Source organism: Frigoribacterium sp. RIT-PI-h, assembly GCF_001297205.1.
Classification (GTDB): Bacteria; Actinomycetota; Actinomycetes; order Actinomycetales; family Microbacteriaceae; genus Frigoribacterium.
This window is the reverse complement of sequence record NZ_LHOZ01000070.1, coordinates 60,309-76,855: the sequence shown is the minus strand read 5'-3', so window position 1 is coordinate 76,855 and position 16,547 is coordinate 60,309. Positions and strand designations below refer to the sequence as shown.

The 16,547-nt window shown below is 71.6% G+C and carries 18 protein-coding genes and 1 tRNA gene; 8 read left to right on the top strand and 11 right to left on the bottom strand.

From position 1 onward, the window contains the following. Window positions 1–3: 3 nt before the first annotated feature. The 4 genes from AEQ27_RS18545 to AEQ27_RS09265 form a co-directional block, all read right to left on the bottom strand. Entirely contained in the window at window positions 4–126 is a 123-nt protein-coding gene (locus AEQ27_RS18545; RefSeq protein ID WP_255349761.1) for a hypothetical protein, read from the bottom strand. Between the two features lie 125 nt (window positions 127–251). Next, window positions 252–1,577 carry a sugar ABC transporter substrate-binding protein gene (locus AEQ27_RS09275; RefSeq protein WP_054146373.1) on the bottom strand — a complete coding sequence of 442 codons (1,326 nt, stop codon included), beginning with the start codon at window positions 1,575–1,577 and terminating at the stop codon, window positions 252–254. A 171-nt stretch (window positions 1,578–1,748) separates the two neighbouring features. Then, window positions 1,749–2,897 (bottom strand): Gfo/Idh/MocA family protein, encoded by a 1,149-nt coding sequence (locus AEQ27_RS09270; RefSeq protein ID WP_054146372.1) that lies wholly within the window; start codon window positions 2,895–2,897, stop codon window positions 1,749–1,751. Next, entirely contained in the window at window positions 2,894–3,637 is a 744-nt protein-coding gene (locus AEQ27_RS09265; protein ID WP_152970255.1) for a sugar phosphate isomerase/epimerase, read from the bottom strand. Before AEQ27_RS09265 ends, AEQ27_RS09270 begins: the two co-directional genes overlap by 4 nt. Before the next feature lie 217 nt (window positions 3,638–3,854). On the opposite strand from AEQ27_RS09265, the gene AEQ27_RS09260 reads away from it, so the two are divergent. Beyond that, window positions 3,855–5,045, top strand: coding sequence for an ROK family transcriptional regulator (locus AEQ27_RS09260; RefSeq protein ID WP_054146371.1), 1,191 nt, complete (start codon window positions 3,855–3,857; stop codon window positions 5,043–5,045). Window positions 5,046–5,134: 89 nt separating this feature from the next. After that, on the top strand, window positions 5,135–5,869 hold the full coding sequence (locus tag AEQ27_RS09255; RefSeq protein ID WP_235451041.1) for a YqaJ viral recombinase family protein: 735 nt from the start codon (window positions 5,135–5,137) through the stop codon (window positions 5,867–5,869). Here the strand turns inward: AEQ27_RS09255 and AEQ27_RS09250 are convergent. Then, the gene (locus AEQ27_RS09250) at window positions 5,851–6,492 is read right to left on the bottom strand and encodes a Pr6Pr family membrane protein (RefSeq protein ID WP_152970254.1); all 642 of its coding nucleotides are present in this window, start codon (window positions 6,490–6,492) and stop codon (window positions 5,851–5,853) included. The two genes, AEQ27_RS09255 and AEQ27_RS09250, sit on opposite strands and share 19 nt — an antisense overlap. Window positions 6,493–6,651: 159 nt before the next feature. On the opposite strand from AEQ27_RS09250, the gene AEQ27_RS09245 reads away from it, so the two are divergent. Beyond that, on the top strand, window positions 6,652–7,605 hold the full coding sequence (locus AEQ27_RS09245; protein WP_369813620.1) for an NADP-dependent oxidoreductase: 954 nt from the start codon (window positions 6,652–6,654) through the stop codon (window positions 7,603–7,605). 42 nt (window positions 7,606–7,647) lie between these two features. Here AEQ27_RS09245 and AEQ27_RS09240 read toward each other — a convergent pair whose 3' ends face one another. From AEQ27_RS09240 to AEQ27_RS09215, 6 genes are all read right to left on the bottom strand, one after another. Beyond that, complete coding sequence (locus tag AEQ27_RS09240) at window positions 7,648–8,184, bottom strand: GNAT family N-acetyltransferase (RefSeq protein ID WP_054146369.1); 537 nt, start codon at window positions 8,182–8,184, stop codon at window positions 7,648–7,650. 124 nt (window positions 8,185–8,308) lie between these two features. Then, window positions 8,309–8,998: a 50S ribosomal protein L1 gene (gene rplA, locus AEQ27_RS09235; RefSeq protein ID WP_043592944.1), complete on the bottom strand. Its 690-nt coding sequence runs from the start codon at window positions 8,996–8,998 to the stop codon at window positions 8,309–8,311. A gap of 100 nt (window positions 8,999–9,098) precedes the next feature. Next, window positions 9,099–9,530 carry a 50S ribosomal protein L11 gene (gene rplK, locus AEQ27_RS09230; protein ID WP_043592945.1) on the bottom strand — a complete coding sequence of 144 codons (432 nt, stop codon included), beginning with the start codon at window positions 9,528–9,530 and terminating at the stop codon, window positions 9,099–9,101. Between the two features lie 110 nt (window positions 9,531–9,640). Continuing rightward, window positions 9,641–10,735 (bottom strand): transcription termination/antitermination protein NusG, encoded by a 1,095-nt coding sequence (gene nusG / locus AEQ27_RS09225; protein ID WP_054146368.1) that lies wholly within the window; start codon window positions 10,733–10,735, stop codon window positions 9,641–9,643. Window positions 10,736–10,830: 95 nt separating this feature from the next. Continuing rightward, on the bottom strand, window positions 10,831–11,112 hold the full coding sequence (gene secE / locus AEQ27_RS09220) for a preprotein translocase subunit SecE (RefSeq protein WP_043592949.1): 282 nt from the start codon (window positions 11,110–11,112) through the stop codon (window positions 10,831–10,833). 84 nt (window positions 11,113–11,196) lie between these two features. Then, window positions 11,197–11,269, bottom strand: a tRNA-Trp gene (locus AEQ27_RS09215). Window positions 11,270–11,501: 232 nt separating this feature from the next. On the opposite strand from AEQ27_RS09215, the gene AEQ27_RS09210 reads away from it, so the two are divergent. The 5 genes from AEQ27_RS09210 to AEQ27_RS09190 all read left to right on the top strand — a co-directional run bounded on the left by AEQ27_RS09210 (window position 11,502) and on the right by AEQ27_RS09190 (window position 16,533). Next, entirely contained in the window at window positions 11,502–12,704 is a 1,203-nt protein-coding gene (locus AEQ27_RS09210; protein WP_235451040.1) for a pyridoxal phosphate-dependent aminotransferase, read from the top strand. Window positions 12,705–12,804: 100 nt separating this feature from the next. After that, window positions 12,805–13,725 (top strand): ABC transporter ATP-binding protein, encoded by a 921-nt coding sequence (locus AEQ27_RS09205; RefSeq protein WP_054146367.1) that lies wholly within the window; start codon window positions 12,805–12,807, stop codon window positions 13,723–13,725. Beyond that, window positions 13,722–14,531: an ABC transporter permease gene (locus AEQ27_RS09200; protein WP_054146366.1), complete on the top strand. Its 810-nt coding sequence runs from the start codon at window positions 13,722–13,724 to the stop codon at window positions 14,529–14,531. Before AEQ27_RS09205 ends, AEQ27_RS09200 begins: the two co-directional genes overlap by 4 nt. A gap of 74 nt (window positions 14,532–14,605) precedes the next feature. Next, the gene (locus AEQ27_RS09195) at window positions 14,606–15,823 is read left to right on the top strand and encodes a sensor histidine kinase (protein WP_054146365.1); all 1,218 of its coding nucleotides are present in this window, start codon (window positions 14,606–14,608) and stop codon (window positions 15,821–15,823) included. Next, the gene (locus AEQ27_RS09190; RefSeq protein ID WP_082383394.1) at window positions 15,820–16,533 is read left to right on the top strand and encodes a response regulator transcription factor; all 714 of its coding nucleotides are present in this window, start codon (window positions 15,820–15,822) and stop codon (window positions 16,531–16,533) included. Before AEQ27_RS09195 ends, AEQ27_RS09190 begins: the two co-directional genes overlap by 4 nt. Window positions 16,534–16,547: the final 14 nt, after the last annotated feature.

Sequence of the window (16,547 nt, the reverse complement as noted above, 5' to 3'; positions counted from 1 at the left end):
GTGTTACTCGGAGCGCTCTTCGTCCTCGATGGAGTCGACGTCGCCCTCGGCCTCGGCGGCTCCGCCGTCCTCGTCGGAGACCGCGTCGGTCGTCAGGGCGAGCTGGGGCACCGAGCCGGCGCGCACGAGGGGCCCGGGCTCGCTGATCTGGGCCGCGCCCTTGGGCCGGGTGAGGTCGGCGCTCGGGGCCTGGGCGGCGGGGGCGGCCGGTCGGCTGGACCGACCGCCCCCGTCACGGGCGGTGGGACGGGCTACTGACCCGAGCTCATCTGGCTGTTCGCGTCCTCGAGGGCCGACTTGACGTCGGACTCGCTGACGGAACCGCCCTGGGCTGCGGTGGCGAGGAGGTTCTTGATCGCGGTGCCGACCAGGGTCTCCATCTGTCCCTCGGAGGGGTAGAGGGGCATGGGCTGGGCGTGGTCGGCGAGCGTGACCTGCTTCAGCTTGATGACGTCGGTCTGGAACGCCGGGTCGTCGTAGGCGGCGGTGACCACCGGCAGCGCACCGAACGACTCGTTCAGGTACTTCTGCTCGGCGTCGCTCGTCAGGTGCTTGACGAACGCGATGGCCGCGTCCTTGTTGCCCGAGTTCTCGAACACGCTGACGTTGATGCCCGCCACGTGGCTCTGGGTGCCGAGCAGCCCGGTGGCGTCGGCGGTCTCCATCGGGACGGGGGCCGCGGCGTAGTCCGTGAAGTCGCGCGACTTCAGGTTGTCGCCGGGGGCCTGGTCGAAGAACATCGCGGCCTGGCCGTCCGCGAACGTGGCGGCCATGTCGGCACCGTTCACGCTCTCGGCGTCCGAGGGCGAGACGACCTTGTCGACGGCCATCAGGTCGACCCACTGCTTGACGCCCGCCACGACGCCGTCGTTGCCGAAGTCGGGGTTGCCCTCGTCGTCGTACAGCGAGCCGCCGTTCTGCAGGCCTCGGACGAACGCCTGGTGGGCGTTGTTCGAGATGCTCGACCCGGCCATCGTCACGCCCCACTGGTCGATGGAGCCGTCACCGTCGGTGTCGATCGTCAGCTTCTTGGCGTCCTCGACGAACTCGTCCCAGGTCGCCGGCGGCTCCGTGATGCCCGCCGCCTCGAACATCGCCGTGTTGTAGTACAGCGAGTACGACAGGCCGTAGATCGGCACCGACGTCGGGGCCTGGCCCTCGGCGCCACCGGTGGCGAAGCTCGACTGCACGAAGCGCTCCTTGCCGCCGATCTGCTCGAGGGCGTCGCCCTCCCACGGCACGAACGCGCCGCTGGACTGCAGCGAGACGGCCCAGGTGTTGCCGATGTTGAGCACGTCGGGGCCCTCTCCGCTCGAGACGGCGGTGAGGATGCGGTTGTAGAGGTCGGACCACGGGATGACCTCGAGGGCGACCTTGACGCCGGTCTCCTCGGTGTACCGGTCGATGCTCTCTTGCAGGACCTCGGCGTCCTTCTCGACGGTGGGGGCCTGGTTGCTGGCCCAGTAGGTGATGGGGTCGGCGTCGCCGCTGCCGCCCGAGGCGCAGCAGGCGGTCATCGAACCGCCCGAGAGGGCCCCGACCGCGCGGGGGGCGAGCCCACGGGACTTCGTTTGCATGACTTCTCCTGGGGTCTCTTCTTCGAGATTTCTCTTCATCGAGTGAGGGAAGGGGGGGTGCAGGGGGTTCGTGGTGCTGTGGTGACTCCGGTGGGGCGGGTGGTGCGCTCGGGGGTGGACGGGTGAGGAGGCGCGGTGCCGGCGTCGAGGAGGCGCCGGCACCGCACCGGGTCAGCCGAGGGTCGGGACCGAGGGGTCCCAGCTCTCGGGCAGCTCGGGCGTCGGCTCGAGGGTCGAGTCGACGCGGACGCTCTCGTCGCGTTCGGCGGACTCGGCGAGCGAGACCATGACGTCGAGGACGTGGAAGGCGAGCTCGCCGGGCACGCGCTCACGGCGGCCCTCGCGGATCGCCTGGGCGAGTTCGGCGACGCCGGTGCCGCGGGTGAAGGCCGGGCCCGGGGCCGCGACGACCGCCGGCTCGTCGGTACCGGTGTGGACCGTCGTGTCGCCCTCGAACTCGTTGGGGTCGGGGAACACGGCCGTTCCCTCGGTGCCGGCGATCTCGACGAAGCCGGCGCGCGCCAGCTTCGAGTCGAAGCTGAAGACGGCCTGCGCGCTGGCACCGCTCTCGAACTGCAGCAGGGCGCTGACGTGCGTGGGCACCTCGACGGGGAAGACCGTGCCGGCCTTGGGTCCCGAGCCGATGACGCGGCTGTCGCGCGCCTTCGACGCCGTGGCCGTGACCTTCGCGACGGGTCCGAAGACCTGCACGAGCGTGGTCAGGTAGTACGGGCCGACGTCGAACATCGGGCCGGCACCGTAGGCGAAGAGGAACTCGGGGCTCGGGTGCCACGACTCGGGCCCGGGCACCTGGAAGAGCGCGAGACCGGTCAGGGGCGTGCCGATGTCGCCGCGCTTCACGACCCGCAGGCCGGTCTGCAGACCGGCGCCGAGGAAGGTGTCGGGGGCGACCGCCACGCGGACGCCGGCCTCCTTCGCGGCCGCCAGCAGCCGGGCGCCGCTCTCGCGGTCGAGCGCGTAGGGCTTCTCGCCCCAGACGTGCTTGCCGGCGGCGACGGCCTGCAGGGCCACGTCGACGTGGGCCGCCGGGATCGTCAGGTTGACGACGATCTCGACGTCGTCGAGGGCGAGCAGCTCGTCGACCGTGCCGCTGGCGGGGACGCCCCACGTCTCGGCCTGGGCCGCGGCGCGGTCCTGGTCGATGTCGGCGATGAAGAGGACCTTCAGGTCGGGGAACTGCGTGAGGTTGCCGAGGTACTGGTCGCTGATCACGCCGGCGCCGATGACCCCGACGCCGACCGGGCCGGTCTTGCCGTCGGAGGCGACGGCGGGGCGCGAGGCCGTGGTCACGTCGCTCATGCGCGGACCCCCTGGAGGAACTCGAGGCTGTCGGCGAGGGCGGTGAACACGTCACCGGCATGGTCGTCGAGCTCGACGACGGGTGTGGCCTGGCGGGCCGCCTGCAGGATGTCGCGCACGGGCATGGAGCCGCGGCCGACGGCGACCTGCTCGACGTCGTTCTTGTTCTTCGGGCCGTCCTTCACGTGGAGGAACTGCACCTTGTCGCCGAGGCGGGCGAGCAGCTCGGCGGCGTCGACGCCGCCGACCTCGACCCAGTAGGTGTCGATCTCGAGCACGACGTTCGCCGGCAGGGCCGCGGCGAACACCTCGAGGGCGGGGGTGCCGTCGATCAGGTTCTCGAGCTCGAAGGCGTGGTTGTGGTAGCCGATGGTGAGGTCGTGGGCGGCGGCCGCGTCGGCGATCTCGCCGAGCTCCTTCGCGATCGCCTCGACGTCCTCGCGGGTGACCCAGCGGGTCTCGTCGATGTGCGGGTCGATGATCGTGCCGACGCCGAGACGGGTGGCGGCGGCGAAGATCGGCTCGAGGTCCTTGCCGATCAGGCCGACGTGCGCGCTGGGCGCCGTGAGCCCGGCGGCGGGCAGGGCCTCGGCGTACTCGTCGACGCGGTCGACGAACGCGTAGGGCTCGACCTGGGTGTAGCCGAGGTCGGCGATGCGCTTCAGGGTGCCGGGCAGGTCGGCGGCGATGGCGTCTCTGACCGTGTACAGCTGGACCGAGATCGGGCTTGCGGTGGTCACCAGGGGTGTCTCCTCTTCCGAGTGGATGTGCGACGGTGACGGGCACCGTCGGGGACTCTCAGCGGTCGAGCCGTCGACCGGTCACCCCCGGAAGAGTGGCGGTCGGCGTCGACCGAGACTCACCATAGGACCGCTTCTGTCGACCCGCAAGCAAAAGTCGACGATTTTTCGGCGGGGTTCTCTCGGCCGTCGTCGGGGGCTGTGGTTTACTGCTGCCATGTCCGACACGACGCGGTCGTCCGCCCTCGGCAGCACGGGAGCCAGCGAGATCTTCCAGCTGCTCCGCGACGGCGCGCCGCGCACGCGGGCCGAGCTCGCGGCGATGACCGGCCTCGCCCGGTCGACCATCGGCCTCCGGCTCGACGTGCTCGCCGAACTCGGTCTCGTCGGCCCCTATGCCGACGCCGTGTCGACCGGCGGTCGTCCGCCGTCGCGCGTGGCCCTCGTCCCGTCGGCCCGCGTCGTCCTGGCCGCCGACTTCGGAGCCGGCCACGTCAACCTCGCCCTGACCGACCTGATGGGCGTCGAACTGACCAGCGACCGTCGCCTGATCGACATCGCCGACGGGCCCGAGACGACCCTCGGCGGCATGGTCACCGGGGCGGACGCCCTGCTCGACCGGCTCGGTCGCACCCGCGACGACCTGATCGGCATCGGCATCGGCCTGCCCGGCCCCGTGCAGTTCAGCACGGGGCGACCGGTCAACCCGCCGATCATGCCCGGCTGGGACGGCTTCGACGTACCGGGGTGGGTCAGACGCCACCTCGACGTCCCCGTCCTCGTCGACAACGACGTCAACATCATGGCCCTCGGCGAGCGCAGCCACGCGTGGCCGGGCACCGACCACTTCCTGTTCGTCAAGGTCGCCACCGGCATCGGCTCGGGCCTCATCCCGGGCGGCCGCCCGCAGCGTGGCGCCCAGGGCATCGCGGGCGACATCGGCCACGTGCAGATCCCTCGCGGGGCCGGCGTCGTCTGCCACTGCGGCAACGTCGGCTGCCTCGAGGCCGTCGCCTCGGGCCCGGCCCTCGCCCGCTCGCTGCGGGCCCTCGGCCACGACTGCGAGGGGGGCCGCCAGGTCGTCGAGCTCGTCCGGGCCGGCAACCTCGACGCGGTGCAGGCCGTGCGGCAGGCGGGTCGCGACCTCGGCGAGGTGCTGACCGCCTGCGTCAACATGATCAACCCCTCGGTCATCGCGATCGGCGGATCGATGGCGCAAGCCGGCGAGCACCTCCTGGCCGGCGTGCGCGAGGTCGTCTACCAGCGCTCGATGCCGCTCGCGACCGAGCACCTGACCATCGTGCCGTCCCGGGCGGGCGACCGGGCCGGGCTCATGGGGGCGAGCATGCTCGCCATCCACCACGCCCTCTCCCCCGCCGCGATCGACGAGCTCGCCGCCGCCGTCTGAGCACGCACACCCGGCGCGCGCCTCCTGGTCCACGACACGAGGAGGCGCGGGTGTCGTCCCCACGCCCGTCGCGAGGGACAATGGTCACCATGACCGTCGTCCAACCCATGCTCGCCCTGTGGGACGACGACGAGCCCGAGACCCCCGCCGCGCCTCCTGCGCACCTGACGCGCGTGCTGGCCGACTCGTCGGACCGCATCGCGTGGCTCCGGGCCCGCAGCCAGGGCATCACGGCCACCGACGTCGCCCGGCTCTCGAGCCCGCGGGCCGTGCAGGCCGTCGTGCTCGACAAGCTCTACGGCAACGGCTTCGGCGGCAACGCCTACACCGACCACGGGCGGGCGCGTGAGCCCGAGATCGCCCGGTGGGTGCTGCAGCGGCACGGCATCGAGTCCAGCCAGAAACTCTTCCACGCCGCCGGTCAGCGCCGCCACCTGGCCACCCCCGACGGCGTGACCGTCCGCACCGACGGCACCGTCGAGCTCTGCGAGATCAAGACGACGAAGAAGGCCTGGTCGTCGATCCCCCGCTCGTACCTGCGTCAGGTCGCGTGGCAGCAGTACGTGCTGGGCGCCGAGCGCACCCTCGTGGTGTGGGAGCAGCACACCGACTTCGTGCCCGTGCACGGCGACCCGCAGTGCCGCTGGGTCGAGCGCGACGAGGACGAGATCCACCGCCTCGTGGCCCTCGCGGACCAGGTGCTCGACACGCTCGCGCGGCAGGCACCCGTCGACCCCTTCGCCCCGGGCGGCCGGGCTTCGGCGCCGCCGCCGCCCGACGCCTACGAGGCCTACGAACCCCCGCCCTACGACCCGCTGCGCTGAGGCACGGGGCGGTCCGGGTCGAGCAGGCGCAGCCGTGACGCCGCCACGACGAGCGCCCCGATCACCGTGACCGAGACGGCGATGCCCGCACACCAGAGGGCCACGACACCCCCGCCGAGGCTCGCCACGTCCAAGAACGGGTACGGCACGAAGTCGGCGCCACGGGCCAGCACGACGACCACCCAGACCAGCGGGAAGGCCAGGAACTGCCACACCCGCCGCCAGGGCTGACGGTCGCGGTCGGCGAAGACGACCCAGTCGAGCACCACGTAGAGCGGGATCACCCGGTGGAAGACGTCGCTCGCCCACCCCAGCGTGTAAGGGTCGTCCGAGGGCAACCCGGCCAGCAGCAGGTTGAAGACCAGCCCGGTCAGAGCGACGTAGGTGGTGGCGCCGGCCCGCAGGGCGACCGTCCAGCGGGGCGGCATCGCGCGACGCAGGACCGTGAACGCGCCGACCAGCAGGGCGAGCAGCACGATCAGGTTGCTCTGGATCGTGAAGTACCCGAAGAAGTCGACGAACCGGTACCCCGGGTCGCGCAGGCTGTTCTCCCACTGGGCGACGACGGCGACGAGGACCGCGACCGCAGCCGCGACGCGCAGGACGGCGACCGATGCTCTCATGACCACACCGTACCCATCGTTTCCCGGTCGGTGACACCCGCGAAACACGGGTGACTCATCCGTCCCGTTGACTGGCGTCACCACCGCGCCCGAGCCACGGCGCGCACGAGCCGACAGGGGCTGCCGATGGACAGGACGATGCACACGACGATGCGTGCGATGGTGATCGAGCGGACCGGGGGTCCCGAACAGCTCGTGGCCGCCGACGTGCCCTACCCGCGGCGGGTGAACGCCGAGGTGCTCGTGCGCGTCGTCGCCGCCGGCGTCAACCGCTTCGACCTCGAGACCCGGGCCGGTCGCGGCGACAGCGACGCCATCCCGGCGTTCCCGGCCGTGCTCGGCCACGACTTCAGCGGGATCGTCGTCGAGACGCCGTACGCGGCCCATCCGCTGAGTCCGGGCGACGCCGTGTACGGCATGGCCCCGTGCCCACGCTCGGGCGGCAGCTACGCCGAGTACATCAGCGTCCCGTCGCTCTCGGTGGCCCGGAAGCCCACGGCCCTCTCGCACCTCGAGGCCGCCGCCGTGCCGCTCGCGGCGCTCACGGCCTGGGGGATGGTCGTGGACGTCGCCAAGGCCCACGAGGGCCAACGCCTGCTGATCAACGCCGGCGCGGGCGGCGTAGGCCACTTCGCCGTGCAGTTCGCCTCGTACTTCGGCGCGCACGTCGTCGCGACCGGCTCGCAGGGCAACTCGGCCTGGCTGCGCGAGCTCGGCGCCGCCGAGGTCGTCGACTACGGCGCGGCCGACGTCGACCGGAGCGTCCGCCAGGTCGACGTCGTGATCAACCTGGTCGACGACGACGTCGAGGCCGACCGGTCGCTGCGGCTGCTCCGCCCCGGAGGACTCGCCGTCCATGCACCGCTCGCCTCGGGTGCCGCCTTCGCCGGGAAGGCCGCGCAGGCCGGCATCCGGTCGACCGGGTTCGCCGTCTCCCCCGACGGGGCCACGCTCGCGGTCATCTCGCGACTCCTCGACTCGGGTGACGTCCGGGTCTACGTCGACGAGGTCTACGACCTGGCCGACGCCCGCGACGCCCACACGCGCCTCGAACGGTCGCACACCCGCGGCAAGCTCGTGCTGCGCGTCGCCGACGACACCGAGGCCGCCTGACCCGGCTCCCGGAGCGGACGCCGTGGACCGGCGTGGGTGCGCCTAGATCCGACGCTCGAGGACGAAGTCCTGCTGCAGGTCGTCGCCGAGGGCGAACGTCTTCGTCCCGACCCGCACGAGTCCGTGCTTGGCGTAGAAGCGCAGCGCACGCTCGTTCTGCTGGTTGACGCCGAGCCACACCGAGGAGGCGCCGGTCGCGCGGGCTGCCTCGAGGGTCGCGGCCATCAGGGTCGAGGCCGCACCGGTGCCGTGGCCCTGGGGCATGACGTAGAACTTGCTCAGCTCGACGGTCGGACGGGACGAGACGGCCGCCGCGACGTCGGCGTCGTCCGGATCGCCCGCGACCATCATGCTGTAGCCGAGGGCGCCCTGGGCCGTGGGGTCCACGGCCAGCAGGACGATGCGGGTGTCGTCGGCGAGGTACCTCGTGAAGGCGTCCTCCGACAGCACGGTGGTGACGACCCGGGCGATGTCGGCGGGGTCCGACCCGGGCGGGCACGCGAGCGGGAAGGTCACCGCGGCGCCCTCGGCGAGCAGGGCGGCGTCGGTCGGGAGGGCGGGGCGCACGGTGACGGTCATCTGCCCATGGTGCCCCACCCGCGCCTCCTCACCCGACCACCGACCGGGTGAGGACGACGAAGGCCGCCCCACTCGAGAGTGGGACGGCCTTCGGGCGACGCGAGGTCTTCGGGGTCGGGTGGACCTAGAAGACGTTGATGTCGAGGGGGATGCCGGGACCGAAGGTCGTCGACAGCGTGCCCTTGGTGATGTAGCGGCCCTTGGACGAGGACGGCTTCAGACGGACGACCTCTTCGAGGGCGGCGTCGAGGTTGGTGTTCAGCTGCTCTTCCGAGAAGCCGGCCTTGCCGATGACGAAGTGCACGTTGCTGTGCTTGTCGACACGGAACTCGATCTTTCCGCCCTTGATGTCGTTCACGGCCTGCGCGACGTTGGGGGTCACGGTGCCGGTCTTCGGGTTGGGCATGAGGCCACGGGGGCCGAGCACCTTGCCGAGACGACCGACCTTGCCCATGAGCTCGGGGGTCGAGACGGCCGAGTCGAACGACGTGTAGCCGCCGGCGACCTTCTCGATGAGCTCGTCGCCACCGACCTCGTCGGCGCCGGCCGCGATGGCGGCCTCGGCGGCAGCACCCGTCGCGAAGACGATGACGCGGGCGGTCTTGCCCGTGCCGTGCGGCAGGATGACGGTGCCGCGCACCATCTGGTCGGCCTTGCGGGGGTCGACGCCGAGCTTCAACGCGACCTCGACGGTCGAGTCGAACTTCTTCGAGCCGGTCTCGCGAGCGACGGCGACGGCCTCGCTGGTGCTGTAGAACTTGCCTGCCTCGATCTTCTCGGCAGCGGCGCGGTACGCCTTGGACTTCTGAGCCATGTTGGACCTCTTCGTACTGGGGACGTGGTTGCGAGCCTGGCCGGCTCTCCCACTGATGTCAGGGTCGCGCAGGCGGGTCGCCTGCACGGAGGGGTGCTGCTTAGGCGTCGACCGTGATGCCCATGGAACGGGCGGTGCCGGCGATGATCTTCGCCGCGGCGTCGATGTCGTTGGCGTTGAGGTCGGCCTGCTTGGTCGTCGCGATCTCGCGCACCTGGTCCATGGTCAACTTGCCGACCTTGGTGGTGTGCGGGGTACCCGAACCCTTGGCGACGCCGGCGGCCTTCTTGATGAGCTCGGCGGCGGGCGGGGTCTTCAGGATGAACGTGAACGAGCGGTCTTCGTAGACCGTGATCTCGACGGGGACGACGTTGCCGCGCTGCGACTCGGTCGCCGCGTTGTACGCCTTGCAGAACTCCATGATGTTCACGCCGTGCTGACCCAGGGCCGGGCCGATGGGCGGGGCGGGGTTCGCGGCGCCGGCGTTGATCTGAAGCTTGATCAGACCCGTGACCTTCTTTTTCGGTGCCATTGTTCTTTTCCTTCTTGTGGGGTTCGAGCCGATCGCGGTCGCGACCTGCTCTCCCGGTGGCCCGCGGCGCGGACTCCGGTGATCTTGAAACCTGGGGGGGTGTGTGCCTGTTAGAGCTTCGTGACCTGGTCGAAGCTGAGCTCGACCGGCGTCTCGCGCTCGAACAGCGAGACCAGCACGGTGAGCTTGCCGCTCTCGGGCTTGATCTCGTTGATCGTACCGGGAAGTCCGGCGAACGACCCCTCTTTGATCGTGATCGTCTCGCCGATCTCGAAGTCGACCTCGGCGGGGATGACCCGCTGGGCCTGCTTGCCGCCCTTGGCGCCGCCCTTGGCGGGGGCCGGGGTCGTGTCGACCTGCACGAGGCTCTTCAGCATGTTGAAGGCCTCTTCGAAACGCAGCGGCGTCGGGTTGTGGGCGTTGCCCACGAAGCCGGTGACGCCGGGTGTGTGGCGGACGACGGACCAGCTGTCCTCGTTGAGGTCGAGACGCACGAGCACGTAACCGGGGATGCGGACGCGGGTGACGAGCTTGCGCTGCCCGTTCTTGATCTCGACGACGTCTTCCATCGGGACCTCTACCTGGTAGATGTAGTCCTCCATGGTCATCGAGACCATGCGGTTCTCGATGTTCTGCTTCACGCGACGCTCGAAGCCGGCGTACGAGTGGATGACGTACCACTTGCCGGGCTTGCCGCGCAGCTCGTAGCGGAAGGCCTCGTAGGGGTCGACCTCGGCGGGCTCGTCGTCCTCGACCTCGGTGGCCGACACGTCGACGTCGACGTCGTCGTGGGCGATCTCGGCGTCGGCGTCCTGGACGGACTGCTCGGCCTCGGCGATGACGGCGTTCGCGCCAGCGGCGTCGCCCTCGTCGGCGGCCTGCTCGGCCTCGGAGTCGGCCTCGTCGTCGGTCGCCTCGACGGCGGCCTCGGCCTCGAAGGCGTCGTCGATGTCGAGGGCGTCGTCGACGATCGCGTCGGCCTCGGGGTCGCGCGCCTCGGCCAGCGTGTCGAGCAGACCGTCGAGGTCGCTCGTGTCGGTGGAACCGGCGTCGCCCTCGTCGACGACCGAGAGGGCCTCGGACTCGGCGGGCTCGACGGCGTCCTCGTCGGCGGCCAGCGTGCCGCCCTCTTGGGCCTCTTCGACCTCGGAGGACTGCTCGGCAGCGGTGGCGAGGTCGATGTCGTCGCGCTCGTTGTCAGGCAAGGGTTCTTCTTTCGATCGGGGTTGTCGGGTGCACGTGCTCGGTGGCACAGGACCCGCTCACGTGGTGCTCGGGGAGTCGGCCGGTGGGTGGCGTGTCAGCTGCCGGTGGGGCCGTTGCCGAAGACGTAGCCGACACCGGTGCCGAAGACCAGGTCGAGCAAGGAGACGAGGGCCATCATGATGACCACGAACACCAGCACGACGCCGGTGTAGCTCAGCAGCTCTTTGCGGGTCGGGGTGACGACCTTCTTGAGCTCGGCGATCACCTGGCGGATGAACAACGCGATGCGGGCGAAGGGGCTGCGGCGCGTCGCACCGTCGCTCTTCGCCTTCTCGACGACGTCTTCACTGGGGACGTCAACGTCTTTTCTCGCCACTGTTCCGACCTTCCGAGCTCGGCCCGAGGGCCTGTGTCCGTATCTGTGTGTGATCACCGTGTCATGAAGAACACAGCCGGGCTGCAGGGCGGACAGGACTCGAACCTGCAACCTGCGGTTTTGGAGACCGCTGCTCTACCAATTGAGCCACCGCCCTATGGGATCGACGCCGTTCAGATGACCTCTCGGCCGGACCCGGAGGCCCTGCCTCTCGTAGCCGGCTGTTGGTGAACCGGACTGCAGAGGCGCGCTGAAGCTTGGCGCATTCGATCGCCTCGTCAAGTGTAGGCGAAGCGGCGGGCGCGTGCAAAGCCGGGCCGTGCCGCACCCGGCGCCCCTGCCCGGACCGGCCCTGTCCGGCCGGTGGCGCCCCCGCTAGGCTGACCCGCGTGACCCCGACCGTGCGCCGTCTCTCGTCCCGTATCTCGTCGATCGCCGAATCGGCCACGTTGGCCGTCGACGCGAAGGCCAAGTCCCTGCTGGCCCAGGGCCGACCGATCATCAGCTACGGCCCCGGCGAGCCCAACTTCCCCACGCCCGACCACATCGTCGAGGCGGCCGTCGTCGCCGCCCGCGACCCACGCAACCACCGCTACTCGGCGGCGGCCGGCCTGCTCGAGCTGCGCGAGGCGATCGTCGAGAAGACCCTCCGCGACAGCGGCACCACGGTGTCGACGTCGCAGGTGATCGTCACGAACGGCGGCAAGCAGGCCGTCTACCAGGCCTTCCAGGCACTGCTCGACGACGGCGACGAGGCCCTCCTGCCCGCGCCCTACTGGACGACCTACCCCGAGGCGATCGCCTTGGCCGGCGGCCTCACCGTCGAGGTCTTCGCCGGCGCCGACCAGGGCTACAAGGTCACCGTCGACCAGCTCGAGGCCGCCCGCACCGAGCGCACCAAGGTGTTGCTGTTCTGCTCGCCGTCGAACCCGACCGGCGCGGTCTACTCGCCCGACGAGGTCGAGGCGATCGGTCGATGGGCCCTCGAGGCCGGCGTCTGGGTGATCACCGACGAGATCTACCAGAACCTCACCTACGACGGCGTGACGGCCACCTCCATCACCGAGGCCGTGCCCGACCTGGCCGACCGGGCGATCCTCGTCAACGGCGTCGCCAAGACCTACGCCATGACCGGGTGGCGCGTCGGCTGGATGATCGGCCCGACCGACGTGATCAAGGGTGCCGCGAACCTCCAGTCGCACCTCACCTCGAACGTCTCGAACGTGTCGCAGCGCGCGGCCCTGGCGGCGCTCACCGGCCCACAGGACGAGGTCGAGGCCATGCGCGTCGCCTTCGACGACCGCCGCGGCACGATCGTGCGCGAGCTCAACCGGATCGACGGCGTCGTCACCCCGACTCCCGAGGGCGCCTTCTACGTCTACCCCGACGTGCAGGGCCTGCTCGGTCGCGAGTGGGGCGGAGTGACGCCCACCACGTCGCTCGAGCTGGCCGACCTCATCCTCGAACAGGCCGACGTCGCCACCGTGCCCGGCGAGGCCTTCGGCCCCAGCGGTTACCTCCGCCTGTCGTACGCGCTCGGCGACGACGAGCTGCTCGAGGGCGTCCGTCGCCTCCAGCGCCTGTTCGCCTGACCCCTCCCGCACCACCCCGAGGCCGGGTCCACCGATCGGTGGACCCGGCCTCGACCGGTCGGGCCTGGTGCACGGGGCCGCCACGGCGCACGCTGGAGCCATGACCCCCGATCCCGTCGTGCGAGTGCACGAGCTCACCAAGACCTACGGCACCGCCACCGCCCTGCACGGCCTCTCGTTCGAGGTCGCCGCAGGCGAGACCCTGGGCCTGCTCGGTCCCAACGGTGCCGGCAAGTCGACCACCATCGAGATCCTCGAGGGCTACCGCGACCGGTCCGGCGGCGACGTGTCGGTGCTGGGCGCCGACCCGCAGCACGGCGGTCTCGACTGGAAGGCACGCCTCGGCATCGTGCTGCAGACGTCCGGCGAACAGGGGACGGCCACGGTGCGCGAACAGATCGCCCACTTCGCGGGCTTCTACCCGAACCCGCGCGACGTCGACGAGGTCATCGCGGCGGTCGGCCTCGAGGCGAAGGCGGGCGCCCGCGTCCGGTCGTTGTCCGGTGGGCAGCGGCGCCGCGTCGACGTGGCGCTGGGTGTCGTGGGCGGTCCCGAGCTGCTCTTCCTCGACGAGCCGACCACGGGCTTCGACCCCGAGGCCCGACGACAGTTCTGGCAGCTGATCCGGTCGCTGTCGGACGACGGCACGAGCATCGTCCTCACCACGCACTACCTCGACGAGGCGGCCCAGCTGAGCGACCGCGTCGCGGTGATCACCGAGGGCCGGCTCGTCGCCCAGGGGCGACCCGACGAGCTCGGGGACGAGGAGGCGCGCACGCCTCACGTCACCTGGCTCGACGAGCACGGACGGCACGACGTCCGCACCCCCGAACCGGGCGCCCTGGTCGCCGACCTGCACGCCCGCGGAGGCGAACCCCGCTCGCTCGAGGTGATCCGGCCGTCGCTGGAGGACGTGTACCTCGGGCTGGTCGCCACCGCCGAGCGGGCCGCGGACGGGACCCCGGACGCGACCGGCGCCGGGGACGGGCACCGCGCCTCCTCGTCCGGGGTGATCGCGTGAGGACCCTCGCGCTCGGCCTGAGCCGCACCCGGTACGAGGTCCGGGGGTACTTCCGGGCCGGCGACACCGTCTTCTTCACGTTCCTGTTCCCGGTGGTGATGCTCGCGATCTTCTCGACGGCCTTCAGCGCGTCGGGCTCGTTCGGCACCCGGCCGGACGGCTCCGAGGTGGGGGCCGCCGCGTTCTACCTGCCGGGCATGATCGCGGCCGGCATCCTGCTCTCGGGCGTGCAGAACCTCGCCGTCGACATCGCCCTCGAGCGCGGCGACGGCACCCTCAAACGGCTCTCGGGGACTCCCCTGCCGGTCGGGTCGTACTTCGTGGGCAAGTTCGGTCAGGTGCTCGTCACGAGCCTGCTGCAGGTGGCGCTGCTCGTGGTGGTCGCGCGCGTGGCGTTCGGCGTGCCGTTGCCGACCGACGCCGGGTCGTGGCTGACGCTCGCCTGGGTCTACCTGCTCGGCATCGCGACCTCGGCGCTGGTCGGCATCGCCCTCTCTCGCGTGCCCCGCAGCGGCAAGAGCGCCACGGCCGTGATCGTCCCGATCACGCTGGTGCTGCAGTTCATCTCGGGGGTCTACCTGCCGTTCACCCAGCTGCCCGACTGGCTGCAGTCGGTGGCCTCGGTCTTCCCGCTGAAGTGGCTGGCCCAGGGCATGCGCAGCGTGTTCCTGCCCGACACGTTCTCGGCCACCGAGGCCGGTGGCTCGTGGGACCTGCCCGGCGTCGCGCTCTGGCTGGCGGTGTGGCTCGTCCCCGGGGCCGGCGCCTCACTGCTGACCTTCCGCTGGATCAGGAAGGACACGTGACCCGAGGACGGGCACCGATCCCCGCCGCCCGGGGGCGGGCCGGGCGGGCGGCGCCTGCCGCTAGCGTGAGCGACATGGACGACACCGGCGACCGGGCCGAGACCGGGACATCCGCCCGGTCGGGCCCCGCGATCTCGATGCGCTGGTGGGACGCCGGCCTGGCGGTCCCCGTCGTCGGGATGGTCGGGCTCGCCCCGGCCTCGCCGGGCGGCCGGGTGACGGCGTCGTTCGTCGCCGTCGGCGTGCTGACGCTCGTCTGGGTCGTCCTCGCCCGCCCCGTGGTCCGTCGCGACGACGACCTGCTTTCGCTCCCGGCCGTCGCGGCGGTGGCCGCCGTCGTGGCCGTGGGTGGCCTCGCCGCCGCCGCCTCCCCCGAGCTCGCGGTCGTGCAGGCCCTCCTCATGCCGCTGATCTGGGCGCTGCTGCCCGGCACCCGGTCCGCGATCGTCGCCAACGTCTGCCTGTGCGTCGCCGTCTCGGTCGGGTTCGTCGTCAGCCTCGGCTGGTCGGCCGAGGCGCTCGCGACGGCCGCCACCAGCGAGGGCCTCTCGCTGGTGTTCAGCATCGCGCTCGGGCTGTGGATCACCACGATCGCCCGCGTCGGGGCCGAGCGCGGCCGCCTGCTCGACGAGCTGCGCGAGGCGCAGGCCGAACTCGCCGCCCGCCACCGTGACGCCGGCACGAGCGCCGAACGCGAGCGGCTGGCCCGCGAGATCCACGACACGATCGCCCAGAGCCTGACCGGGGTCGTCATGCTCGCCCAGCAGACCCGGGGCGCCCTCGCGGCCGGCGACCTGACGACGACCCGCGAACGGCTCGACGTGATCGAGACCGCGGCTCGCGAGGCCCTCACCGAGGCCCGCACCCTCGTCGCCGCGACCGCGTCCGCCGGACCGGCCGGCACCGACGTCGCGGCGGCCCTGCGGCGCCTCGGGCAGCGGTTCGAGCGCGAGAGCGGCATCGACGTGACGGTCGACGCCGCCGAGGTCGACCTGCCCCGCGACCTGCAGGTCGTGCTGGTGCGATGCACCCAGGAGGCGCTGGCCAACGTCCGCAAGCACAGTGCGTCGACGGCCGCGCGGGTCACGCTCACGGACACGGCCGGGACGGTGGTGCTGGTCGTCGCCGACGACGGCCGTGGGTTCGACCCGACGGTCGCCTCGACCGGTTTCGGCCTGGACGGTCTGCGCGAGCGGCTCCACCTCTCGGGCGGTCGGCTAGACATCTCGTCCGGCGACGACGGCACGATCGTCACCGCGCAGGTGCCCCGGGCGGCGGTGACGACCCCATGACCGCCACCGGGCCCGCACACGACGGGGCGACGCCAGTCGTCGGCGGGATCTCGCCGACGGAATCGCCCGTCCACCGCACCCTCGTGGCCGACGACCACCCGATCGTGCGGCAGGGCATCGCCGCGCTCCTCGCGACGACGGACGACTTCGTCGTGGTCGGACAGGCGAGCGCCGGCCCCGCGGCCGGCGCCCCGGCCGAGTCGCTCGAGCCCGACCTGATCGTGATGGACCTCCGCATGCCGGGCCTCGACGGGGTCGAGGCGACCGAGGCCGTCCTGGCGCGACGCCCGGCGACCCGCGTCGTCGTGCTCACCACCTACGAGTCCGACGACAGCATCCTGCGGGCGATCGAAGTGGGAGCGAGCGGTTACCTGCTCAAGGCCTCACCCGAGGACGAGCTGGTGGCGGGTCTCCGAGCCGTGGCCGCGGGGCAGGTGGCCCTCGCCCCCGCGATGGCGGCCCGGCTCGTCGGCCGGGCGCGCACCGGCGGTGAGCCCGCGACGCGCGTGAGCCCGCTGAGTCCCCGCGAGACCGAGGTGCTCGCCCTCGTGGCCGAGGGGTGTTCGAACCGCGAGATCGGACGTCGGCTCTTCGTCGGCGAGGCGACGGTCAAGACGCACCTGCTGCACGTGTTCGAGAAGCTCGGCGTCAACGACCGGACGCGCGCCGTCACGCTGGCCCTCGAGCTCGGCCACCTGCCGCGCGGCTGACGTCGCGCGTGGCC